The 23,170-nt window shown below is 57.1% G+C and carries 24 protein-coding genes; 9 read left to right on the forward strand and 15 right to left on the reverse strand.

Translation table 11 applies throughout. The features are described from left to right. The first annotated feature begins 2 nt into the window (after positions 1-2). Genes AC2FFE_RS14535 through AC2FFE_RS14550 form a run of 4 tightly spaced genes read left to right on the forward strand, consistent with a single transcriptional unit; the run spans position 3 to position 4,312 of the window. On the forward strand, positions 3-1,547 hold the full coding sequence (locus AC2FFE_RS14535; RefSeq protein ID WP_496820036.1) for a trimethylamine methyltransferase family protein: 1,545 nt from the start codon (positions 3-5) through the stop codon (positions 1,545-1,547). After that, the gene (locus tag AC2FFE_RS14540; RefSeq protein WP_496820034.1) at positions 1,548-2,222 is read left to right on the forward strand and encodes a TetR/AcrR family transcriptional regulator; all 675 of its coding nucleotides are present in this window, start codon (positions 1,548-1,550) and stop codon (positions 2,220-2,222) included. It abuts the gene before it with no gap. Continuing rightward, entirely contained in the window at positions 2,219-3,523 is a 1,305-nt protein-coding gene (locus tag AC2FFE_RS14545; RefSeq protein ID WP_496820032.1) for an NAD(P)/FAD-dependent oxidoreductase, read from the forward strand. The genes AC2FFE_RS14540 and AC2FFE_RS14545 overlap by 4 nt, the downstream gene beginning before the upstream one ends. 57 nt (positions 3,524-3,580) lie before the next feature. After that, positions 3,581-4,312, forward strand: coding sequence for a hypothetical protein (locus tag AC2FFE_RS14550; protein ID WP_496820031.1), 732 nt, complete (start codon positions 3,581-3,583; stop codon positions 4,310-4,312). Positions 4,313-4,319: 7 nt separating this feature from the next. On the opposite strand, the gene AC2FFE_RS14555 is transcribed toward AC2FFE_RS14550, so the two are convergent. Further along, complete coding sequence (locus tag AC2FFE_RS14555) at positions 4,320-4,679, reverse strand: DUF3307 domain-containing protein (protein WP_496847025.1); 360 nt, start codon at positions 4,677-4,679, stop codon at positions 4,320-4,322. A 236-nt stretch (positions 4,680-4,915) separates the two neighbouring features. On the opposite strand from AC2FFE_RS14555, the gene AC2FFE_RS14560 reads away from it, so the two are divergent. Then, complete coding sequence (locus tag AC2FFE_RS14560) at positions 4,916-7,912, forward strand: ABC transporter transmembrane domain-containing protein (RefSeq protein ID WP_496820082.1); 2,997 nt, start codon at positions 4,916-4,918, stop codon at positions 7,910-7,912. A gap of 3 nt (positions 7,913-7,915) precedes the next feature. Here AC2FFE_RS14560 and AC2FFE_RS14565 read toward each other — a convergent pair whose 3' ends face one another. From AC2FFE_RS14565 to AC2FFE_RS14600, 8 genes are all read right to left on the reverse strand, one after another. Further along, entirely contained in the window at positions 7,916-8,203 is a 288-nt protein-coding gene (locus tag AC2FFE_RS14565; protein WP_496820081.1) for an ArsR/SmtB family transcription factor, read from the reverse strand. A 106-nt stretch (positions 8,204-8,309) separates the two neighbouring features. Continuing rightward, entirely contained in the window at positions 8,310-9,542 is a 1,233-nt protein-coding gene (locus AC2FFE_RS14570) for a mandelate racemase/muconate lactonizing enzyme family protein (protein ID WP_496820030.1), read from the reverse strand. 90 nt (positions 9,543-9,632) lie between these two features. Further along, positions 9,633-10,832, reverse strand: coding sequence for a TCR/Tet family MFS transporter (locus AC2FFE_RS14575; RefSeq protein WP_496846978.1), 1,200 nt, complete (start codon positions 10,830-10,832; stop codon positions 9,633-9,635). Positions 10,833-10,933: 101 nt separating this feature from the next. Next, the gene (locus AC2FFE_RS14580; protein WP_496846979.1) at positions 10,934-11,647 is read right to left on the reverse strand and encodes an alpha/beta fold hydrolase; all 714 of its coding nucleotides are present in this window, start codon (positions 11,645-11,647) and stop codon (positions 10,934-10,936) included. A 12-nt stretch (positions 11,648-11,659) separates the two neighbouring features. Then, on the reverse strand, positions 11,660-12,448 hold the full coding sequence (pcaD, locus tag AC2FFE_RS14585) for a 3-oxoadipate enol-lactonase (RefSeq protein ID WP_496846980.1): 789 nt from the start codon (positions 12,446-12,448) through the stop codon (positions 11,660-11,662). Between the two features lie 46 nt (positions 12,449-12,494). After that, complete coding sequence (locus AC2FFE_RS14590; protein WP_496846981.1) at positions 12,495-13,472, reverse strand: threonine ammonia-lyase; 978 nt, start codon at positions 13,470-13,472, stop codon at positions 12,495-12,497. Continuing rightward, positions 13,469-14,296, reverse strand: a complete 828-nt coding sequence (locus tag AC2FFE_RS14595) for an alpha/beta fold hydrolase (RefSeq protein ID WP_496820024.1) — start codon at positions 14,294-14,296, stop codon at positions 13,469-13,471. Before AC2FFE_RS14595 ends, AC2FFE_RS14590 begins: the two co-directional genes overlap by 4 nt. Continuing rightward, entirely contained in the window at positions 14,296-14,982 is a 687-nt protein-coding gene (locus AC2FFE_RS14600; RefSeq protein ID WP_496846982.1) for a haloacid dehalogenase type II, read from the reverse strand. Before AC2FFE_RS14600 ends, AC2FFE_RS14595 begins: the two co-directional genes overlap by 1 nt. A gap of 126 nt (positions 14,983-15,108) precedes the next feature. Between AC2FFE_RS14600 and AC2FFE_RS14605 the strand changes: the two genes are divergently transcribed. After that, the gene (locus tag AC2FFE_RS14605; protein WP_496820022.1) at positions 15,109-15,537 is read left to right on the forward strand and encodes an FKBP-type peptidyl-prolyl cis-trans isomerase; all 429 of its coding nucleotides are present in this window, start codon (positions 15,109-15,111) and stop codon (positions 15,535-15,537) included. A 116-nt stretch (positions 15,538-15,653) separates the two neighbouring features. Here the strand turns inward: AC2FFE_RS14605 and AC2FFE_RS14610 are convergent, their stop codons facing one another. Genes AC2FFE_RS14610 through fabA form a run of 4 tightly spaced genes read right to left on the reverse strand, consistent with a single transcriptional unit; the run spans position 15,654 to position 18,454 of the window. After that, positions 15,654-15,827 (reverse strand): hypothetical protein, encoded by a 174-nt coding sequence (locus AC2FFE_RS14610; RefSeq protein WP_170531201.1) that lies wholly within the window; start codon positions 15,825-15,827, stop codon positions 15,654-15,656. A 59-nt stretch (positions 15,828-15,886) separates the two neighbouring features. After that, positions 15,887-16,678 (reverse strand): enoyl-ACP reductase FabI, encoded by a 792-nt coding sequence (locus AC2FFE_RS14615; RefSeq protein WP_496820021.1) that lies wholly within the window; start codon positions 16,676-16,678, stop codon positions 15,887-15,889. 5 nt (positions 16,679-16,683) lie between these two features. Continuing rightward, positions 16,684-17,913 carry a beta-ketoacyl-ACP synthase I gene (gene fabB, locus AC2FFE_RS14620; protein ID WP_496846983.1) on the reverse strand — a complete coding sequence of 410 codons (1,230 nt, stop codon included), beginning with the start codon at positions 17,911-17,913 and terminating at the stop codon, positions 16,684-16,686. A gap of 31 nt (positions 17,914-17,944) precedes the next feature. Beyond that, positions 17,945-18,454 (reverse strand): bifunctional 3-hydroxydecanoyl-ACP dehydratase/trans-2-decenoyl-ACP isomerase, encoded by a 510-nt coding sequence (gene fabA, locus AC2FFE_RS14625; RefSeq protein ID WP_496846984.1) that lies wholly within the window; start codon positions 18,452-18,454, stop codon positions 17,945-17,947. A gap of 185 nt (positions 18,455-18,639) precedes the next feature. Between fabA and irrA the strand changes: the two genes are divergently transcribed. After that, positions 18,640-19,062 (forward strand): iron response transcriptional regulator IrrA, encoded by a 423-nt coding sequence (irrA, locus tag AC2FFE_RS14630; protein ID WP_496820017.1) that lies wholly within the window; start codon positions 18,640-18,642, stop codon positions 19,060-19,062. A 1-nt stretch (position 19,063) separates the two neighbouring features. On the opposite strand, the gene AC2FFE_RS14635 is transcribed toward irrA, so the two are convergent. Next, complete coding sequence (locus AC2FFE_RS14635) at positions 19,064-19,960, reverse strand: LysR family transcriptional regulator (protein WP_496846985.1); 897 nt, start codon at positions 19,958-19,960, stop codon at positions 19,064-19,066. Between the two features lie 93 nt (positions 19,961-20,053). Between AC2FFE_RS14635 and AC2FFE_RS14640 the strand changes: the two genes are divergently transcribed. Further along, complete coding sequence (locus tag AC2FFE_RS14640; protein WP_496820015.1) at positions 20,054-20,851, forward strand: phytanoyl-CoA dioxygenase family protein; 798 nt, start codon at positions 20,054-20,056, stop codon at positions 20,849-20,851. 2 nt (positions 20,852-20,853) lie between these two features. Here AC2FFE_RS14640 and AC2FFE_RS14645 read toward each other — a convergent pair whose 3' ends face one another. Continuing rightward, positions 20,854-21,717, reverse strand: a complete 864-nt coding sequence (locus tag AC2FFE_RS14645) for a hypothetical protein (protein ID WP_496820014.1) — start codon at positions 21,715-21,717, stop codon at positions 20,854-20,856. Positions 21,718-21,836: 119 nt separating this feature from the next. On the opposite strand from AC2FFE_RS14645, the gene miaB reads away from it, so the two are divergent. Beyond that, positions 21,837-23,168 (forward strand): tRNA (N6-isopentenyl adenosine(37)-C2)-methylthiotransferase MiaB, encoded by a 1,332-nt coding sequence (gene miaB / locus AC2FFE_RS14650; RefSeq protein WP_496846986.1) that lies wholly within the window; start codon positions 21,837-21,839, stop codon positions 23,166-23,168. The last annotated feature ends 2 nt before the right edge of the window (positions 23,169-23,170 follow it).

The following is a 23,170-nucleotide window of genomic DNA, read 5'->3' on the forward strand; positions in this document are numbered from 1 at the left end:
TCATGGTGGCGCAAGACCAAAGGCGCCGACGGCGCGGACGCGGAGCTGAGGCCGCGCCACCCATTCTGCGGGATGTGAACTATCGCCAACTCAGGAACCCTTTCCCGCAGATGGAGGTGTTCCCGGCAGATCAGATCGCAGACATGCACGAGACCGCGCTGCGCATGCTGCAAGAGCTGGGCGTAAAGGTTTTGCTGCCCGAAGCGCGTCGTATCTTTGCCGCAGGAGGGGCCAGTGTCGACGAAGAGACCGAGATGGTCTTTATCGGGCGCGATATGGTCGAGGCAGCGGTTGCCTCGGCTCCGAAGTCGATTGCCTGTCGGGCGGGTGCACGGCATCGGGACTTCACGCTGGAACTGGGCTCATTGGTGTTTCAACCGGGGGCCGGGGCCCCGAATGCCACCGATCTGGAGCGGGGGCGTCGGCCTGCGACAGGGCGGGACTATCTTGAGTTTTTGAAACTGACCCATCATTTTGACGTGTTTCAGATGATCTCGCCTCAGGTCGAACCGCAGGACGTACCAACCAACCTGCGCCACTACTTCACGACCAAGGCGCAGATGGAACTGACTGATAAGTTTCCGTTCTTCTTCTCGCGTGGCACACCACAGGTGATGGACTGCTTTGAGATGCTGGCCACTGCCCGTGGCCTGTCGGATGACGATTTCCGTAATGGAGCCCATTGCTACACCATCATCAACACCAACAGCCCGCGCACTCTGGACATTCCGATGGCACAGGGGCTGATTGATTTTGCCAAGCACGGTCAGATGTCGATTATCACGCCGTTTACGCTAATGGGGGCGATGGCGCCGATCACGGTGGCAGGGGCGATAACCTTATCTCATGCAGAAGCGCTGTCGGCACTGACCCTGACGCAGCTGACCAATCCGGGCGCGCCGGTGTGCTATGGGACGTTCACCAGCAATGTGGATATGAAATCAGGTGCGCCCGCCTTCGGAACACCCTCACATTTCCAGGCTTCGCTGGCGGCCGGACAATTGGCGCGGCATTTGGGGTTGCCGTGGCGATCTGCTGCGGGCTCGGCGGCGAATGTCAACGATGTGCAGGCGGCCAACGAAAATCAGTTCGGACTATGGGGCTGTCTGATGGCCGGGGCGACCGTCATAATCCATTCGGCAGGCTGGCTGGAAGGCGGACTGACGGTCTCGTTTGAAAAGCTGGTCTGCGATGCCGAAGTGCTCAACATGGTGGCCGAGCTTTGCGCCGGGGCGCAGGCCGGAACGTCCGAGATCGGCTTTGACACTGCGCTGAGTGAGGTCGAGCCCAGCGGACATTTCTTTGCCTCCACCCAGACGATGGAGCGGTACAATACCGAGTTTTATCAACCCCATGTCCACGACTACGCCAATTTCGGAACCTGGACCGAGCGTGGATCGGTCGATACCAACCATCGCGCAACCGGGGTCTGGAAGTCTATTCTGAGCGATTTCAAAGCACCGCCAACCGACAATGACAATATCGGAGCCCTGCACGACTTTATCGCACGACGCACTGCTGAAGGCGGCGCACCACCGGAGAGCTGAATGAACACCAAACCGATCCTCCACCGGGATGACCCACAGGCCGAACCATTGGTCGGCAATGTCAAAGTCACGCGCGACGATTGGCTGAACGTGGCGATGGATGTGCTGATCTCGGACGGGGTGGATCAGATCAAGGTGCTGAATCTGGCCGAGCGGATGGCCGTGTCACGGTCGTCCTTTTATTGGTACTTCAAGTCGCGCCAGGAACTGTTGGACGCGCTATTGGCGCGCTGGCAGGCGACGAATACTGCCGCACTGATCAAACAGGCTGAAATCCCAGCCGAGACGATTACAGCGGCGGTCTGCAATGTACATCGGTGTGTCGTGAATACGGAGCTGTTTGATACCGCCTTAGATTTTGCGGTGCGCGATTGGGCGCGCAAATCAGGCAAGGTACGACGCGTTCTGGATCAATCTGACGCAAAGCGCCTGGCTGCCCTGCACGCGATGTTCGCACGCTATGGGTATTCCGAGGTCGAAGCCGAAACCCGCGCGCGCGTTCTGTACTACATGCAGATTGGCTATGATCTGGCCCAGTTGAACGAACCTATGGAAACACGGATCTCGATGGTGCCGCACTATCTGTACGTTTTCACGGGCGTCGATCCGAAACCCGAGGAAGTCGAGGAATTCAGCGCCTATTCGCAGCGCTATTGGAGAGGAGACACCCCATGAGCCAGCCAGACGCAATAATCATCGGAACCGGTGTGATCGGTGCCGCGATCGCTTTTGAGATGGCCAAAGCCGGGTGGAAAACCCTGTCGCTGGATCGGAACAGTCAGGCGGGGCATGGTTCGACCGCTGGATCCTGCGCGATCATCCGTATGCACTATTCGACCTTCGATGGTACGGCCTTTGCATGGGAGGGTTATCACTATTGGCGTGATTGGGCCGAATATCTTGGTCTGCCAGCCGATGCCGATTTGGCGCAATTCCGCGAGACGGGATGTCTGGTGATGAAGACCGATGCCAACGGAATGCTGGAAAAGCATATGGCCAACAGTGCCGATCTGGATTGCCCGTTCGAAGAATGGTCGCCCGAGGTGATTAATGATCGTTTGCCGGTCTATTCGTTGGATAGTTTTGCGCCAGCACGCCGGATGGATGATCCAGAGTTCGGTTATTCCAACGGTCGTAAGATGCAGGGCGGTGTGTTTTGGCCGCAGGCAGGTTATGTCACCGACCCAGCGCTGTCCGCTCAGAACCTGATGGATGCAGCAAAGCAACATGGGGCTCAGGTGCAGACTGGGGCCGAGGTCGTTGAGGTTCTATCCGAAGATGGTCGCGTCGCGGGGGTCAAACTGGCGTCGGGTGAGGAAATCCGCGCCAGGGTCGTTGTGAATGTGGCCGGGCCGGGGTCGGCCATCATCAACAAGATGGCTGGCGTATTGGATGACATGACGATTGAGACACGACCCTTGCGGCAAGAAGTGGTCCATGTGCCCGCGCCCGATGGGTTCGATTTTGAGAATAACGGCACCATCGTCTCGGACAGTGACATCGCATGTTACTGCCGCCCGGAACATGGCAATCATATCCTTGTCGGGTCTGAAGACCCCGAATGCGACCCGCATCAGTGGTGCGAGGATGATTTGAACTACAACCGCGATTTCACCGATCAGTGGACCACTCAGGCCATGCGATATGCGCAGCGCGTGCCCAGCCTGGGCATCCCGTCGAAAACCCGCGGTGTGGTTGACCTGTACGATGCGTCGACAGACTGGATTCCGATTTACGACAAATCCAGCCTGCCGGGTTTCTACATGGCCTGTGGCACCAGCGGAAACCAGTATAAGAACGCTCCAATTGCGGGCAAGATGATGACTGCGCTGATTGAATATTGCGAAGGTGGGGCCGACCATGATGCAAAGCCGCTGCAGTTCGAATTGCCGTATATCAAGCGCATGATCGATGTGGGGTTCTATTCGCGCAAACGTCCAATCAACGAAGAAAGCAGTTTTTCGGTTCTGGGGTAGTCGACCGGTCCAAACGCGCTATGCTTTCGAAAGGTCTGAGCAAACACAGGGCCCGAGATGGCACAGTCAGGAAACCGCGTTCTGATACTGGGCAGCGCACCAGATGCGATAGAGGCACGCGCATGGCCCCGCGAGCCCTTTACGCACATAGTGGTGATTAACAACGCCTGGCGTGTGCGCGAGGATTGGGATGTGTTGGTCCATCCTGAAGATTTTCCTCCGGACAGATGGCCGGTGCGTTTGAAACCTGGGCAAAGTATTGTCACGGCCCAGGATTACGTGCCTCGGCAGAACGACTATGGCGGTTTTGTCTATGCAGGCGGCACGATGGCCTTTACAGCAGGGTATTGGGCTTTGTCGGCCCTTGAGCCCCAGGTTCTTGCGTATTTTGGGTGCGATATGGTCTATGCTGGCAAGGGTCAGACCCATTTCTATGGCACAGGTGCGGCTGATCCGCTGCGCGATGACATCACCTTACGCTCATTAGAAGCCAAATCCGCCCGTCTGGCCTTGTTTGCAGCCGCTCAAAAGTGCCGTGTTGTACGATTATCGAAAGGGGACAGTCGGTTGGTCTTTCCGTCGTCGCAGGCGTCACGGCTGACCATGGCGCCACTACCCGCGACGGCTGGAATGAAGGCGGCTTTGGCTGAAGAAGAACGGTTGGGGTATCACGTGCCATCCGGGCGCTATTGGGAAGAAGCGCAACGTTTTGATGTCGAAAAACTCGATGCTTTGGATCGGATGTGGTTGTCGGCCTATGAGCCCAGACATCTGAAACACGTCGCCTGAAACCGGTTCAGGCGGCGAAGGTAACCCAAGCCCAGACCATACCAATATAGGTCAACTGATGCATCAACTGGTCCAAACCGGCTGCGCGCCAGAATGCGGCTTGCTTCGGTTCAAGCTGTTTCTTGTCGGAATAGCTGGCCTTTGCGTAGTCGATATTGAAATGAACGACCCATTCGATCAGACCAACAATCAGGATGAAAAGCAAAGGCGCGCCAAATAGGATAAAAACAACAGTAGAGCCGACAACGTGCACACCGGCATGTTGCGCGCGACCGACATGAAAATACTCGCCACGCCCGGAAAGCATTTTGGGCGTCTGGAGGTAATAATCGGCAAACATATGCTTGATCTGCATCAAGCAGAGCATAAGAAAAACTGCGCCAAAACTGGCAGTCAAAAGGCCTCTCCCGAAAACGTCCTGAGGCGGATACTAGTCACGATTAAGTTGCTACGTAAATAAACTAGTTCACATTCGGCAAAGAAATGTTCCGCTATTGAGCTCGAATATAAGTTTTCGCTGGGATTTTGTGGCTTTATGCTGTTGAGTCTGAGGCCATGCTGAGTTGTAAATAGCAAGCAGGAACCGGTTCCATAGAGCGCACGATCTTTCGTTTTATCTGGAAGTACTCCAAACGCGACCAGCTTATCCTTCTGGCCGTGACATCAACTTTGTTTCCGTTGCTATATCTTACGCTGGAACTGCCCAAGCGCATCATCAACGATGCGATTGGGGCCAGCAGTGAAATCGTAGAGGTCTGGGGATACAGCCTGCAGCAGACCAATTTCCTAATCATCTTGTGCTTTGCCTTTCTGGGCGCAGTTCTTGCCCATGGCCTGATGAAGATGCGCATCAACACGATGAAAGGTGTTTTGAGCGAGCGGATGCTGCGTCGCTTTCGCTATCAATTGATCAGTCGGGCTTTGCGCTTCCCTCAGCCTTATTTCGAACGGGTCAGCCAAGGCGAAATGGTGTCGATGATCACCGCCGAAAGCGAACCCATGGGCGGTTTGATGGGCGATGCGATCAGCCAGCCGGTGCTTCAGGCCGGTCAGATGATCACCATTTTGTCGTTCCTGTTTCTGCAAAGCGTCTGGTTTGGCCTTGCTGCCGTCGCTTTGATCCCGGTGCAGGCGTGGCTGATCCCGAAATTGCAGCGCCAGATCAACCTGCTGAACAAGAAACGCATTCAGGAAGTTCGCCTACTGGCCGCGCAGATCGGCGAAAACGCCGCTGGTGCCTCGACCCTGCGCGCAAACGGAGGCTGGCGCTATCGCCGCGCGATGATTTCGGATCAATTGGGGCGCCTATTTGGGATCCGGTTCGAGATCTACCAAAAGAAGTTTTTTATGAAGTTCATAAACAACTTCATCTCCCAGCTCACACCGTTCATGTTCTATCTGGTTGGCGGTTTGCTGGTGTTGCAGGGATCGGTTTCACTCGGCGCGCTGGTGGCGGCGTTGGCGGCGTATAAAGACCTCAGTTCCCCCTGGAAAGAACTGTTGACCTACTACAATCAAACGCAGGATATGTCGCTGCGGTGGGACGTGGTGGTTGAACGGTTTGCGCCTTCGGGTATGCAGGATGAAGGTCTGTTCGAAGGCGAGCCGCCCGAGCGTCCGCATCTGAGCGGCGATATTGTTCTTGATCACGTTTCGGTGCGCGACATGGATGGCAATCAGGTGCTGGATGACCTGAACCTGACATTCCCGGCGGGCAAAACCATCGGCATTCTGGCGCAGAGCGAGGAAGACCGCCGCGTCGTCAGCGCACTGCTGACACGCGAAATCCTGCCCAGTGCGGGCAGGGTTGAAATCGGTGATCAGAATCTGGCTGAGTTGCATCAGGGCGTCGTGGCGGCGCGGATCGGTTATGCATCATCCCGACCGGTGATGTTCCAAGGCACGCTGGGCGACAACGTTATGATGCCTATGCGGTTCAAGCCGTTGTCTGAACACACCGATCACCCCGGTTTTGCTGAAACCCTGCGTGCAGGCAACAGCACCGACCCGTTCCAGGCAGAATGGCTCGACCCGTCCCGTGCAGGCTTTCAGAACGCGGCTGAGTTGCGGGATTGGTGGTTGAAACTGATCGATGGTATGGGATCGGGCGCGGCCTTGTTTCGACGCGGAGCCGAGCAGGAATTTGATCCGGTGGCCCATCCTCAACTTGCGGAGAAGCTGATCGAACTGCGCCCGCTGATACAAGAGACGGTAACAAAGGCGAAGCTGACCGAGCAGGCGCTGATCTTTGATCGCGAAAGCTATAACCCGGCCTTGCCCGTGGCCGAGAACCTGCTGTTCGCAACGCCTTGTGTTCCGGTCAACCAAGAGCTTCTGGCCAAGCAAACCGTGTTCTTGGGACAGCTGCGTGAGCTTGGATTGGATGAGACCTTGATCGCCCTGACGCGCGACGTGATCGACATGTTGCGGCAGATCTTTGGGCTGGATGGCACCGACCATCCCTTGTTCCGCAAACTGGGCCTGGAGGCCGGGACCTATGAGGCGGCCGTTGAATTGGTCGAACGTACCCGGAAAGAAGGGGCCGAGGGGCTGGATGACGCTCAATTGGCGAATCTGCTGGCGGTGCCATTTGTGATCTCAGCGGAGCAGATTGGCCCGGCCTTCACCGATGAGCTCAAGAGCCGCATTCTGGAGCTGCGCCATAGCCATTCCAGTAAGCTGCTGGAACCGCTGCAGGACGTGTTTGTACCGTTGGATTCCGAGCAGATCGCACCGGGTCTGTCGGTGATGGAGAACGCGCTTTTTGGTAAAGTCAGCCAGATTGGCGGGGCGCGATCCGACGAGGTACGCAAGCTGATTGTGGATGTTCTGGCCGAGAATGGCGCGCGCCCGCTGGTTGTTGAGCTGATTTATGATGTGCCGGTTTCGCTCGGGGGGCAGAACCTGCCCGCTGTATTTGCCGAGCCACTGGCGTTTACGCGTGCTACGATCAAGAAGCCGGATATCCTGATCCTGGAGAACGCGTTGGCCAGCTACAGCGTCAAGACACAGATTGCTGTTTACAAAAACCTGCGGGAATTGATGCCGGATGTCACGATCATCTATCTCAACGATCAGTTCGAAAATCCGGACGTGTTCGACATGTTCGTCGAAATCCGGCAAGGTCGTGTGGTTTCGGATGAAGGACCCATGGACGTGGAAGAAGACAGCGCCGCATCGGCTGATCTTGCGCGCAAGCTACGAGCACTTGAACAGACCCCTCTGTTCTCGGGCCTGGATCGCAGGCAACTGCGCCTGCTGGCCTTTGGTGCGCGCTGGTTTGATGCAATACCCGGACAGGTCGTGTTCCTGAAAGATGACCAACCGACCGATGGCGCCTACGTGGTATTGGACGGAGAGGCGGGCCTGTATCTGCCGCAGTCGGATGGCCCGGATCAACTGATCACCACCGTAAGCGCAGGCGCTCTGGTGGGTGAGTTGGGGTTGATCCGAAAAGAACCACGCGCCCTGAGCATGATTGCCGAAACCAACCTGTCCTGCCTACGGATTGGTGAAGAAGAGTTTCTGGCCGTTGTCGAAAATGATGCCGCCACTGCCTACAAGCTGATGCAGGTGATCGCCGGGTATGTGTCGAACTGATCCTTAGTCCTCGGGCTGGCAGAACAGCTCATACATCAATCCGATCACGCGTTGGGTACTTTGATCGGCCAGCGAGTAATAAACGGTCTTACCGTCCCGGCGGGTTGAAACCAGTTCTTCGTCTCGCAAACGTGCCAGCATCTGGCTGACGGCAGCCTGACGGATTTGCAACAGGTTCTCTAACTCTCCGACCGATTTTTCCCCATCGCTCAGGTGGCACAGGATCATCAGGCGCCCTTCATGCGCCAATGTCTTCAGGTAAGCAGCAGCACGGGTTGCGTTTGCTTGCATGCTGTCTGATGCTTCAACGGATAGAACGGTTGCGTCTTGCGGGGTCACGGATCGGCCATCTGTCAGATAGGGGTTGGAGCAATATGCCCTAACCCACGCGGGCTTGTCACCCCTCGGTCGCCGGTGCGCCGCCCTGAAAGGCATTTCCGTTGATGTAGTCGCAAGGCTCTTCCTGCATTTGCAGATGCAGCCCGTCTCCGGTGTAGGGATATGCGCGCGCCAGATCTTCGTCTACCTCAATCCCAAGGCCCGGCGCGGTGGGTGGCGTGACAAAGCCATCCTCAACCCGGATCGAGCCTTTGATCAGTTGATCATGGAACGGGGTCTCGATGGATTCCAACAACAGCAGGTTAGGGATTGAAGCCGCCAGATGGATATTGGCGGCCCATTCCACCGGACCCGCATAAAGATGGGGGGCCATCTGCGCATTAAAAACCTCGGCCATGGCCGCGACCTTCTTCATTTCCCAAATGCCCCCGGCGCGACCCAGTGCGGGTTGCAGGATTTCTGCTGCACCCGCGCGCAGGACCGCACCGAACTCGGCTTTGGTGGTCAAGCGCTCTCCGGTGGCGACGGGGATGCGGACGTTGCGCGCGACGCGGGCCATGTCTTCGATATTGTCAGGTGGGGTGGGTTCTTCGAACCAAAGCGGTGAATACGGCTCCAGCGCCTGGCCCAGCCGAATAGCGCCAGCGGTGTTGAATTGACCATGGGTGCCGAACAGCAGATCAGCCTTGTCCCCTACAGCTTCGCGGATGGCTTTGCAGAAGGCCACAGACATCGAGATATCGGACATCGCTGGCATATGCCCGCCCCGGATCGTATAGGGACCAGCCGGATCGAATTTGACCGCCGTATAGCCTTGCCGAACCATTTCTGCGGCGCATTCGCCGGCCTGATCCGGCGCAGTCCAGAAATCGTTCAGATTGTGCTGGGGTAGAGGGTAGAGGTAGGTGTAAGACCTGATGCGTTCATTCATCTTGCCGCCCAGCAGGGCATAAACGGGCCGGTCGCGATCTTTCCCCAAAATGTCCCAGCACGCGATTTCAAGCCCCGAAAAGGCCCCCATGACCGTCAGGTCCGGGCGTTGTGTAAATCCGCTGGAATAGGCGCGTCGGAACATCCGTTCGATGTTTTCGGGATTTTCACCCTGCATATGTCGCTCAAACACATCGCGGATCACATGGGTCATGGCCTCGGGGCTTACGGTTGAGGCATAGCATTCTCCCCAGCCCGTGATACCTGTGTCGGTGGTGAGTTTCACCAATATCCAGTAGCGCCCACCCCAACCGGGGGCCGGGGGCGCCGTGACGATGATATCCAGGTCTTGCAGCTTCATTCTGTGGGCTCCGGCGTTGCGGTGGTTCGGGCCACGGTGGCGTGGGAACATGCGCGCTGCAAGCTGGAAATCGTCAGATTGATGTCGTTGTTACACCGTGATGGGGCGTGCCCGAAGAAACAGAAGCACGCCGACTAGCATGAGGACCAGAGCCAGCAGGAAAGGCGCGCCCGGCAGATAGATCGCCGTGTCCGGTCGAATGAAGCGGGCAAAAACGCTGGTCATCAACAAGGGCGATATGACCATCGACAAAGCATGTAGCGATGCCAGCACGCCCTGAAGCTCTCCTTGCTGCGAATCCGGTGTGGCGCGCGACATCATCGCTTGTAACGCTGGTGTGATGACCGCGCCCAGTGCAGTCATCGGGATCAACATCAAAGCGATCAGGCCATTGATCAGAAAGGCCAGAAACAGGAAGCTAACAATCTCGAAGGCCATACCGTAGAGGATGGTGACACGTTCACCCAGATACCGCGTGGCAGGGCGGATCAGCCCGCCCTGAACAGCGGTCATGCCAATTCCATAGACACCCAGCGACAGGCCGATCATCTGCGGCGACCAGCCGAAACGCTCGGTCGTAAAATAGGACCAGATCGCGGGGTACACATAGATTGAGACCGAATACAGGAAATAGACCCATAGTAGGGGCCGGATACCGGGCAGCGCTGCAATCGCGGTCAGCGAACTGACCGGGTTGGCGCGTTTCAGGCTGAATGTACGCCGGGTCTTGTCGGTCACGGTTTCCGGCATCACAAACAAGCCAATGGCGAAGATCAGGGCCGAAAGTCCTGCGGCCGCCCAAAACGGCGCGCGCGTTCCATATTCACTCAGCAAACCGCCCATCACCGGGCCCAGAACAAAGCCCACGCCAAAGGCTGCGCCAACGAGTCCGAAATTTGCAGCTTTATCCTCTGGCTTCGAGACATCGGCCATAAATGCCGCCGCCGTCGAATGGGTGGCCGCCGTGATACCCCCGACAATGCGGCCAATCAGCAGCAGCCAGATGCTACCCGCCAGTGCCATCACCACGTAGTCCAGGGCCATGACAAATAGGGACACCAGCAGAACAACGCGCCGCCCATAGGCATCCGACAGATTGCCCAGGATAGGCCCAAAGACAAACTGCATCGCAGCAAACGCAGTGCTGAGGATACCACCCCAAATCGCCGCACTTGCAAGTGTTCCGCCCTGAACCTCGACAATCAGCTGCGGCATGATCGGCATCACCAGGCCGATCCCCATCGCATCGATCATCACGGTAGATAGAACAAAGGCAAAGGGCAGGCGCATCAGAACCGTCTCAGAGTTTTGTTCCCGGCACCCTAGGCGGGGTCCACTCTTTAAGAAAGGGGCCTTTTACCTAAACGTAAGGTCGCAAGACATTCACCTGATCAAAGCCGTTCTTCAAGGTCGGACAATACATTGGCCAGTTGATTCGGGTGCGAAAAGAACGATGAATGCCCGCTATCAATCACCCTGCACAAATCCGGGCGGATCCCGTCGCTCATCTTTTTTTGATATGCGTATGGGACAGTGTGGTCATCGCTGGTGGCGATGTATGCGCGCGGGACGCGCTGGTAGCGTTCGCCAAGGTATAGAGGTGTATCTTGCGGACGGATGGCCTGCGGACAGAGGCGTGCGAAGGCGAACGGCGTAATCTCAGGCGGGCAATCATGGTAGAACAGGTCTTTCACATGCTCCGGTCGCACAGTGTAGGACAACCCATCAGCGGACTTTTCGACGGCATTAGCAATTGTCTGGCTTGGTCCAAGACGACGCATTTCGACCATCGACAGCCCGTCATGCGGTACATATGCGCTCAGATAGACCAGGGCGCGCATGGCTGTTGGTTGTGCTTCGGCGGCAGCGCTGATTGGATAACCACCCCAGGAATGTCCTACGATAATCGTATTTGGTGTTGATGCGGCAAGGATGGCGTCCCGGCAGCCATCAAGGGTAACCTCGGCAATCGGCGTAGGGTCTGCGCCGTGGCTGGGCATGTCGATGGCGCGGGCGGAATGACCAAGGCTTTCCAGCGCGGGGATCATGTCGCGCCAACACCAGGCGCCGTGGCAAGAACCGTGAATCAGAAGGAAATCAGCCATCGAAAGGCTCCCTTAAATATGTCCAATATCTTTCAAAAACGCGTTTAGTATAGCGGCAAACTCCTCGGGTCTTTCAACACAAGGCAAATGGCCGGCCTTTCGTATCAATTTGAACTGCGCGCCGGGGATCAACTCGACCGTTTCGCGCACAAGGTCCGGTGGGGTCGAGCCGTCTTCGCTGCCAGCGATGCCCAGTGTGGGCAGCCGCAGACCTGACGTTGGGGTATAGAAATCCGTGCCGGCGATAGCGGCACAGCATCCCAGATACCCTTCAACTGGCTGCCGCACCATCATCTCGCGCCAGGGCAGGTGGTTTTGTGCGGCTCGAAACTCACGCGAGAACCAGCGTTCCATCGTGGCATCGGCCAAGGCTTCGATCCCGCCATCGCGAACAGCCTGCATCCGATCCTGCCAGATCGAGGGGATGCCGATCTTGGCGGCCGTGTTGGAAAGGACCAAAGCCCGCACCTGATCCAGACGCTTAACAGCTAGGCCCTGGGCAATCATACCGCCGATGGACAGACCCACGAACACGCAATCGCGCACTGCAAGATGATCCAACAGTGCCTCGGTATCTCGGATCAGCGATCCCATTGAATAGGGAGCAGGTGGAACCGAGGATCGACCATGGCCACGTTTGTCAAATCGGATGATCCGCAGCCCTTCGGGCAGATGTGGAATCACGCCATCCCATAGATGCAGGTCGGTGCCCAGTGAATTGGCAAACACGATGGGTGCGCCATTTGGCGAGCCATCAATCCTGTAGTTCAGGTCCACTTTCCCGATCGTCACGTGAGGCATCTTAAGGTCCTTTGGGTCGTAACACGCGCTTTATTCAATCTGACCACTATGCGTTTAACCGCTCCAATGCTTTGGCAAACACATTCGGATCGGCATTGCCGCCGGATGCAACCACCACCACATCGTCACCTTCAATCTCATCCTTGCGGAACAGGGCCGAGGCCAGCGCAACGGCACCACCGGGTTCCAATACGATTTTCAGGCGCAGAAATGCCAAAGCCACGGCCTCAAGCGCCTCATCCTCGGTTACCGAAAGGCCCGGTCCGCAGAGCCGTTGGAGAATGGGAAAGGTGATCTCGCCCGGTTGCGGGGTGAGGATCGCATCGCAGATGTTGCCGGACGAGGCGGTGTTGTTCTGTATCCGACCGCTGGCCAATGAGCGTTTGACATCGTCAAACCCGTCCGGCTCGCACGGTCGGGCGCGCAGGCCGGGTGCGTGTTTTTCCAATGCCAGAGCGATACCCGAGGTCAACCCACCACCTCCGCAGCATACCAGAACATCTGCCTTTTCAACACCGAACGCTTCGACCTGTCGCGCGAGTTCAAGGCCAACTGTACCCTGGCCGGCAATAACCTGAGGTTCATCATAGGGCCGGATAAGGGTCAGGCCTCGTTCAGCGGCCAAAGCCTCGCCAATCTCCTCACGGCTTTCGCTGGACCGATCATAGAGGACCACTTCGCCACCCAAAGCGCGCGTGTTGTCGATCTTCAATTGTGGAGCATCCGACGGCATCACGATCACCGACGCAACGCCATGTTTCGAGGCCGCCATTGCGATGCCCTGCGCATGATTGCCCGAGGAATAGGCGATGACACCACGCTGTCGCTGCTCGGGGTTCAGCACAGATATCGCCGACCATGCGCCGCGAAACTTAAAACTGCCGGTATGTTGTAGACATTCGGGTTTAACCAAAACGCGACGGCCCGCGATGTCATCCAGAAAGGGTGAGGTTAGAACGGGCGTTTCCCTTACATGCCCGAGCAATCGGTCTGCGGCGGCTTCGATCAGTTCAATACTGCTCATGTTTTGCTCAATACCTTGTGTATGAGGGCCAAAGATTCAGGTTCGTCCAGAAACGGAACATGCCCCCGGTTCGGAACTTCGGTTGAGGTCAAACCGGGATGGCGTCGGTGCATCTCAGCCAGGGTTTCCGCACTTAGAACATCCGAGTTTGCACCGCGCAACACGCCGGTTGGGATGCCGTTTAGCGCTTCGAAGAACATCCACATATCGGGGATCGCTCCGGTTGCAGCCTGTTCCAGCAACGCGGTGCGCAGGGCAGGGTCATAGCGCAGTGTCAAACCGTCAGCTGTGGCATTGTACTGAACCTTAGCCTGTGCCAGCCATCTGTCATATGGAACATCAGGGAACTGTGTTGCCATCCCTGATTTCAGCGCATGTGCCGCCTGTTCATAGGTTTTTGAGGCGGGTTCTTTGCCAACATAATCCATGATCTTGGCGATGCCTGCCGGTTCGATCACGGGCCCAACATCATTCAGGATCACTTGGGTCAGCCGTTCGGGGTGGCTGGCGGCAAGGGCCATGGCGATTAATCCGCCACGCGATGTGCCCAGGATTGCTGTTCTGGGCAAGTTCAAATGATCCAACAGGTCAATCGCGTCCAGTGATTCACGGAAGATGTTGTAGTTCATGTAGTCTGGATCATGGTCTGATCGCCCGCGTCCGCGGTAATCCATCATGATGAGGTGCATGCCATTCAGGTGGGGCTGAACAAACGAGAAATCACCACTGTTGCGTGTCAAACCCGACAGACACAGTAAAGGATCACCAGAGCCGGATTGTTGGAAATACAGGCGTCTGCCGTCTGATGTTCGAAAATCAGGCATCAAACCCCCGCCAGATCAGGGATCGTGGTCAGGTCCGCCAGCACATGCGCCGGTGTCCAAGGCAGACGATCCATCGGCTCGTTTGCGCGGTTTACCCATGCGGTGACAAAGCCATAACCACTGGCGCCAGCGGCATCCCAACCATTCGAGCTGACGAATAACACTTCTTCTCGGGCGCAGCCGAACCGTTGCTGCACCAAATCATAGACCCGAACATGTGGCTTGAAGACACCAACGCTTTCGACGGACAGAACATCATCCAGCAGGTCGCCAATCCCGGCAGATTCAACAGCCCCGTCCAGCATTGGCGGAGATCCGTTGGAAAGGATCGCGGTTTGCAGTCCGCCGTCTTTTAAGGCCTTCAACATGTCCGGAACCTCGGGGTAGGCCTGTAGCTCCCAATACAGATCCAGCAGGCGTTGGCGCAGCTTGGCGTCCCCTTGCAGCCCGGCGGCCTCTAGCGCCCAATCCAGACCATCCTGCGTGACATCCCAGAAATCGGCATGCGCATCGGCGACGGCCCGAAGCCAGGTGTATTGGAGCTGCTTCAAACGCCAATGTCCCGCGACCTCGGGCCAGGTGTCGCGCAGCGCCTCAAAGCCTGGCTCGGACGCGGCCTGACGGGCGGCGGCGGCGACGTCGAACAATGTGCCATAGGCATCAAAAATACAGGTTGTGATTGTCATCTACGCCTCCGACATTTCTGCGCAAGTTGGCATAAGAGGGCAGGGCATGAAAGGGCGAAGGGTTTACATCATTGTGTAGGCCCCTAGGGTGGGCGGTTCACACACTTATCGGCCCGGAGGCCCCAAATGACAGACATCAAACAAGGCGACAGGGTTCGCATCCACTATACCGGTACGCTGCTGGACGGTACTGTCTTCGACAGCTCGGACGGGCGCGATCCGCTGGAGTTTGTTGTGGGGTCCGGGCAGATCATCCCGGGGCTTGATAGCGCGATGCCCGGCCTTGCCGTGGGCGATAAGAAACGGGTCGAGATTGCCTGCGTTGATGCCTATGGGCCGATCAACCCTGCCATGCGCCAGGAAATACCGCGCGAGGGTATTCCGGATGACATCCCGCAGGACCCCGGGACACAATTGCAAATGCAGACACCGGATGGTCAGGCTTTGCCGGTCACGATTGTTGACGCAAATGACGCGACCGTAACGCTGGACGCCAATCACCCGCTGGCTGGTCAGGATTTGATTTTCGAGATTGAGGTTGCCTCAATCAACTAGTGTAATTGAAGATCGATCCGAGTGTTTCAGTCAGAACGGTTGAAATCTACGCAGTACCATCGCAGGACCTGCACGGGCCTGCGATGTTCTTGAACGCAATGAACCCGGCTTTGCCCTTATCCGATCAACGCTTCGATGGCGCTGCGCACTGGAGGTTGTGTGAAGAACACAAATAGCACCAGCAACGTGGTCAGGGTCAAAAGCAGGATACGGGCGCGCTGGCTCAGAAAGCCGGATTTGCGCCGGGCCGTGCGGGCATTGCTTGCGATGATCTGGTCAAGTTTACTCATATCGCAAACCCTGACGCTGAAAGATGGTTAAATCTGGGCGGCGTCAGGGAAAGATATGGTCACATGAAATCGGGTTGTGGCATTCCGAGCACGTGAAAACCGCCATCCACACGGATGATTTCGCCCGATGTGCAGGCGCCTGCATCCGATGTCAGGTAGACCGCTGTTCCGCCGACCGCCTCAAGCGTCGCGTTCGAACGCATAGGGGCATTTTGGTCGCAGAACTTATAGGTCTTGCGCGCACCGCCGATGGCCGCGCCTGCCAGCGTTTTCATCGGGCCGGGTGAAATGGCGTTTACGCGGATACCTTCGGGGCCCAGATCATTGGCCAGATAGCGGGTCGCAGACTCCAGTGCAGCCTTGGCAACACCCATCACGTTGTAGTTCGGGACAACGCGGTTTGAGCCCTGATAGGTCAGTGTCAACAGCGAGCCGCCATTGTCCTTCATCATCGGATAGGCGCGGCGCGCGACTTCGATGAAGGAATATGCAGAGACATCCATCGAGTGTTTGAAGTTGGCCCGCGTGGTGTTCAGGAACCGGCCCGTCAGTTCGGATTTGTCCGAATAGGCAATGGCGTGGACCACGAAATCGATGGTTGGCCAGCGCTCGGCCAACTCTCCGAACGCACGATCCAAAGACTCGTCATCGGTGACATCCGCATCCACCATGAAATCGCTGCCAAGGCTTTGGGCCAGCGGTTCCAACCGCTTGCCGAATGCCTCGCCCTGATAGGTGAATGCCAGTTCCGCGCCTGCTTCGTGCATGGCTTTGGCAATGCCCCACGCAATCGAGCGATCATTGGCGACGCCCATGATCAGGCCGCGTTTTCCCTTTAGAAGATCCGACATCACATTCACCCGTTATATTTCGACAGAACCATGGATCCGTTGGTGCCGCCAAAGCCGAAGCTGTTGGTCATGACACTGTCCAGTCCTGCGTTTTCAACTGTTTCTGTTGCAATTTCACCGGGCAGAATGCCTTCGGCTAATGTGTCGACATTGATCGACGGCGTAATGAAATCATTGTCCAGCATCAGCAGGCAGAAGATCGCCTCAAGCGCGCCTGCAGCCCCCTGCGCATGGCCGGTCATCGATTTGGTCGATGAGATTGGTGGCACATTGCCTTCGCCAAAGATGCGGCGCACGGCTTCGACCTCACCCACGTCCCCGACCGGGGTCGAGGTGCCGTGTGCGTTGATGTAACCGACCTTGCGGCCTTCTGGGACAGTCGCCAGAGCGAGACGCATCGCGCGTTCACCGCCCTCGCCGGATGGGGCCACCATATCATGGCCGTCCGAGGTGGCGGCATAGCCGGTCACTTCAGCATAGATTTTTGCACCACGGGCTAGGGCGTGATCCAGCTCTTCCAACACGACGATACCACCACCGCCGGAAATTACGAACCCGTCGCGGTTTTCATCAAATGCGCGCGAGGCTTTTTCAGGCGTGTCATTGTATTTCGATGACATCGCACCCATTGCGTCGAACAGGCAGGACAGGGTCCAATCCAGCTCTTCGCCGCCGCCTGCGAACATGACGTCCTGCTTGCCCAGCATGATCTGTTCCGCTGCGTTGCCTATGCAGTGCAGCGAGGTCGAACAGGCAGAGGTGATCGAGTAGTTGATCCCCTTGATCTTGAACGCGGTAGCGAGGTTGGCTGAAATCGTCGAACACATGCATTTGGGAACCGCAAAGGGCCCGATCCGCTTGGTGGCACCAGTTTTCAGAACTGTCTGATGCGCCGTCAGCATGGCGCTTGTGGATGGCCCGCCGGAACCGGCCACCAGGCCAGTGCGCGGGTTGACCACCTGGTCTTCGCCCAACCCGGAATCTGCAATTGCCTGGCTCATGGCGATATGGGCATAGGCTGCGCCGGGGCCCATGAAACGCAGGGTACGCTTGTCCACATGCTCGGCCACGTCGATTTTCAGCGACCCGGCGATCTGACTGCGAAAGCCATGTTCGACCATCTGCTCATTGGCTTCGATGCCGGATTTACCGGTCTTAAGTGAGGCCAGAACCTCTTGGGCATTGTTCCCGATGGAGGAGACGATCCCCAGACCGGTGACAACTACTCGACGCATGTGCGTGCTCCTTATCTCAGGCTGGTCCGCCTTAGGCGTCCGACAGAACAACTTTCATGTCTTTGACGTCGTAAATCATTTCGCCGTCCGCTTCGACGATACCATCTGCGACGCCCATGGTCAGGCGGCGGGTCTGGATCGCCTTTTTGAAATCGATCTTGTAGGTCAACATCTTACGGTCCGGGCGCACCATACCTGTCAGCTTGACCTCGCCCACGCCCACGGCCATGCCGCGCCCCTGCCAGCCGCGCCAGCCCAGATTAAAGCCTGTCAATTGCCACAAGCCATCCAGCCCTAGGCATCCGGGCATAATCGGGTTTCCGGGAAAGTGGCAGTCAAAAAACCAAAGGTCGGGCGTGATATCGAATTCAGCCAGAATGTGGCCTTTGCGATGGGCCCCGCCATCCGCCGACACTTCGGTGATGCGATCCATCATCAGCATGGGTGGCGCAGGCAGTTGTGCATTGCCAGGGCCAAATAATTCGCCACGAGCACATTTTAGCAGATCGTCTTTGTCAAAACTGCTCGGGAACTGGGCCATTCTGCCGCCTCTCCTGCCTTGGGTCCGTTCGTTATATCTGGCCTCACCTAGCACCCGTATGCAAGGTCCTGCAAGAGCGCGGGCCGCAAGATGTTGCGGCACATGGCTGATTGCGAATGAATTTCATTTGAAATCCGGGTAAGAGCACCCCTATATATAAGGCAGCAAGAACAGGTATCGGATTCATGACACCTCAGAGCCGAAAAATAGCGACCAATTGGTTGGAAGGCGCTGGGCTGCGCCCAACGCGTCAGCGCGTGGTGTTGGCCGAGCTGTTGATCGGCGATGGCCGCCATCGCCATGTCACAGCAGAAAGCCTGTTTGAATCTGCCAAAACCAAAGGCGACTCTGTGTCGCTTGCGACCGTTTATAACACCTTGCGCGCGTTCTGCGATGCAGGCGTGCTGCAAGAGATCACGGTGGACGGATCAAAAAGCTATTTCGACACCAATACGCATGATCACCCTCATTTCTTTTGGGAAGATGAAGGTCGGCTCAGCGATGCCCCGTCCGAGGAACTGGTGATCCAGCGCCTGCCAGAGGCCCCCAAAGGTGTCGAGATCGCATCGGTTGATGTGGTGATCCGTCTGCGCAAGAAAACCACCTGATCTATAGATCCTTCATTTGATCAAGTAGCGCGCGTTCTGCAGCCTGCGTTGTTGCGTCGACAGGCCCGGTGCCGTGACGCGCCAGCACGACGGCTTCGGCTGCGTCCTTATCGGCGATGGGCAGGCTTGCAAGGCTCTTGTTGTCGTAGCTCAGTGCGTTCTTTGGGCTGGCATAGCTGATGGCCACCCCTTCACCATGTGCGGCGAGGCTGCGCTGAATCTCAAGCGTGGCGGCCCGGTGTCTGACTGTTGGGTTTAACCCATGACCTCTAAAGAGGCCCAGTATGTGTTGTGCAGACAGCCCTTCGCTTGACAGGATCAGCGGTTCGTTCGCCAATTCGGTCAGCGTAACCTGACGTGCCTCAGCCAGCGGATGTTTTGGCGATAGCAATGCCTGCGGGACGCTATCGAACAGTTTTTGCCGCACAAAACCGGCATCCATACCCAGATCATAGGTAATGGCGAGGTCGATCTGACCGTCGATCAAGCTGTCCAGTAATCCCTGGAAATCTTCGACCGCATAAGACACCGAAACATTTGGCAGCGTCGCGTGCAAACAGCGCAGGGCGGGTGCGAGGTGGAACGGGGCCAAATCGACGAAGCAGCCTACAGTTAACTGATCCAGACCTTGCGGAACGGACCCAGGGTTTTCAATCTGTGCAGCAGCACTCAACAACCCTTCGGCCTGTTCGACAAAGCGGCGACCCTGCGGGGTTGAAACCATGGCGGCCCCGCGCTTGCGAACGAACAGTGGGTATCCAAGATGTGATTCGACCCGTGTCAGCGCGTTGGACAGCGCGGGTTGCGAGACATTTAGCGCCTGGGCGGCTGCAGACAGGCTGCCCTGCCGCGCGATCGCGCATACATATTCATACTGGCGCAGTGAAATATATAACATGAGGCTAATTATATCTTCGAAAGATATGATTTGAACAGAATGCCTGGGTGGTCTCTAACCGACGCATTCAAAGGTAACCGAACGGAGATTGACATGCCGCACCCTCTTGTTTCGCAGCAGATGATCGACACCTATCAGAGTGAGGGCGTTGTCTTGGTCAAAGGGCTGTTTGCCGATCACGTCGAACAGCTGCGCGAAGGTGTGGCAGCCAATATGGACGCGCCGGGGCCTTATGCGTCGGAAAACAAGAAAGAAGGCCAAACCGGCCTATTCTTCGATGATTATTGCAACTGGACCCGAATCCCCCAGTTTCAGGAGGTGATCAAGACCTCTCCGGCTGCTGCTGTGGCTGCTGATCTGATGCAGTCGCAAACTGTGCAGATGTTTCATGATCATGTTCTGGTCAAAGAACCCGGAACTTCGATGGCGACGCCGTGGCATCAGGACGGGCCGTATTACTTTGTCGAAGGGCAGCAAACGATCAGCTTCTGGTCACCGCTGGATGCGGTGAAACAGGCCACGCTGCGTTGCGTTGCCGGATCGCATCGCTGGGAGAAAGAGGTGCTGCCGACCCGCTGGGTCTCGGAAGAGGGGTTCTTTGCGGATGAAGGCCAATACATCCCCGTGCCCGACCCGGATGCCGAAGGTATGAAAGTGGTCGAGTTCGAGATGGAGCCGGGGGATGCTGTGGCGTTTAACTATCGCACCTTGCACGGCGCGCGGGGCAACCAGTCGGATAGCCGCCGTCGGGCATTCTCGCTACGATTGGTCGGTGATGATGCGCGGTATGTGGAACGCCCCGGCCCGACCTCTCCCCCGTTTCCGGGGCATGAGATGGTGCCGGGTCAGCGTCTGCGCGAGGATTGGTTTCCTGTTCTGCTGCAACGCTAGCTTCAGAACCACTGGCCGGGTTCGATCAGGCCTAAATCCATCAGTTGTCGAGAATGCCATTCGAAAGACACAGAATGGCTCCAGCGGAAACTGGGGATGTCAAAGGTCGACCCGGCATTGCTTTTCAGTGCCTTGGCAGCGCGGAATGAACAGATAGCAGCCGTCAGGTTGTGATGCCACGGGCAGGAATAGGTGTTGTATTCCGGCAGGTTGAACGTGTGATCCGGTTGAATAAGCAAATCGGCCTGCGTTTTGAACAGGGCGATCCTGTCGATCCGGCGACGGTCGTAGGGAATATGATCCTCGAACCGCCACCGCAGGCCACCCGACATATCCAACTGGCGTTCCAGGGGCCGTCCTGAGGTGTCGTGGCGTGCATGTGCGTAGTAACCTGTTCTGTCGAGCATGGCATGGTCCGGTGCGACACCGGTTGGGAACTTGGCTAGATCATCGGCGTAAAGGTCGACAACATGGCACAGCATCGCGCTGCGGCGTTCCTCGGTGTGAAAGGCGAGTATCTCACCGATGCTGCGCGTTTCGCAGAACGGATAGAACAGGTATTCAGCGTTGTAGCAGTAGTACATCCAGACGCTTGGAGCCGCTTTGATGATGTGGTTCAACGCGTCGAATACGACCGATCTGGGCGCGCAATTGAACGTAACCCGATGAACCCGCGCGCTGAGCTCCTCGCTCAAGTCGAACTCGGCTGGCATGAATGCAACGACGGATTGAAATCCAAGTGACAAGTGATGGTGCAGCGTGCTTTCAACTTCGACATCATCTTCGGCAAAGATCAGAGCGACCGGTCCCTTGGGCAAGGCGGTTTGGCCGGATTTCAGGAAACTGTCCAAGGAATCGTAGATCATCGCGCGTTCATTTGTGCCTGCTGGAAAGTCCTGCCAAATTCAGGTAAATGCGCCCACATTGCAAGCGGCGTTCGAAGCGTATAGATGACGCCGATCCAGCGAATGCAAAGGCCCGCCCCATGTCCGAACCCAAGAAGCTGTTTATCAAGACCTATGGCTGTCAGATGAATGTCTATGACAGTGAACGTATGGCCGAAGCACTGGGCGGGCAGGGCTATGTTGAAACCAAGTCAGCCGATGATGCGGATATGATTCTGCTGAACACCTGCCATATCCGGGAAAAGGCGGCCGAGAAGGTCTATTCCGAACTTGGACGCTTCAAAGGGCTGAAGGCTGAGAAACCCGATCTGAAGATCGGTGTTGCAGGATGTGTGGCACAGGCTGAAGGCGGGGAAATCATGCGCCGCCAGCCGTTGGTCGATCTGGTGGTCGGCCCGCAAAGCTATCACCGCCTGCCCGAAATGGAGGCCAAGACCCGTACCGGGGCCAAAGCGCTGGACACGGATTTCCCCGAAGAGGACAAGTTCGAAAAGCTCAAGAACCGCCCCAAGGCCAAGCGCGGCCCGACTGCGTTTTTGACAGTGCAGGAAGGCTGCGACAAGTTTTGTGCTTTCTGCGTTGTGCCTTATACGCGTGGGGCCGAGGTCAGCCGCCCGGCGGATCGGATCATCCGCGAAGCGCAGGATCTGGTGGAACGCGGTGTGCGCGAAATCACCTTGTTGGGCCAGAATGTGAACGCCTATCACGGCGCGGGTCCGAACGGAGACATGACTTTGGCCTCTCTGATCTGGGAGTTGAACAAGGTCGATGGGCTGGAACGCATCCGGTTCACCACATCGCATCCCAATGACATGGCCGATGACCTGATCGAGGCCCATGGTACCTGCGACAAACTGATGCCGTACCTGCATTTACCTGTGCAATCCGGCTCGGACCGGATTCTCAAGCGGATGAACCGTAGCCACACCGCCGAAAGCTACCTGCGACTGATCGAACGTATCCGCGCGGCGCGCCCGGATATCGTAATGTCGGGCGATTTCATCGTCGGTTTCCCGGAAGAGACCGAAGAGGATTTTCAGGCGACGATGAATTTGGTTGAGCAAGTCAAATATGGCTATGCCTATTCGTTCAAATATTCGACCCGCCCGGGCACACCAGCCGCGGAACGGGCGCAGGTTGATCCGGATGCTGCAGATGACCGCCTACAGCGACTGCAGGCCCTGATCACCCAGCATCAGCGCGAGATTCAGGATTCGATGGTGGGCCGCACAGTGCGCGTTCTGTTCGAAAAGACCGGTCGTCTCGAAGGGCAAATGGTTGGTAAATCTGAATATCTGCACTCGGTCCACGTTAAGGCCCCCGGGATTGAAGTTGGCGATCTGCGAGAGGTACGCATCACCGATTCGGGTGCAAATTCACTGGCAGGAGAGCTACTCTCGTTCGGCGATTGACC

This window comes from Ruegeria sp. YTSA168, assembly GCF_059610045.1.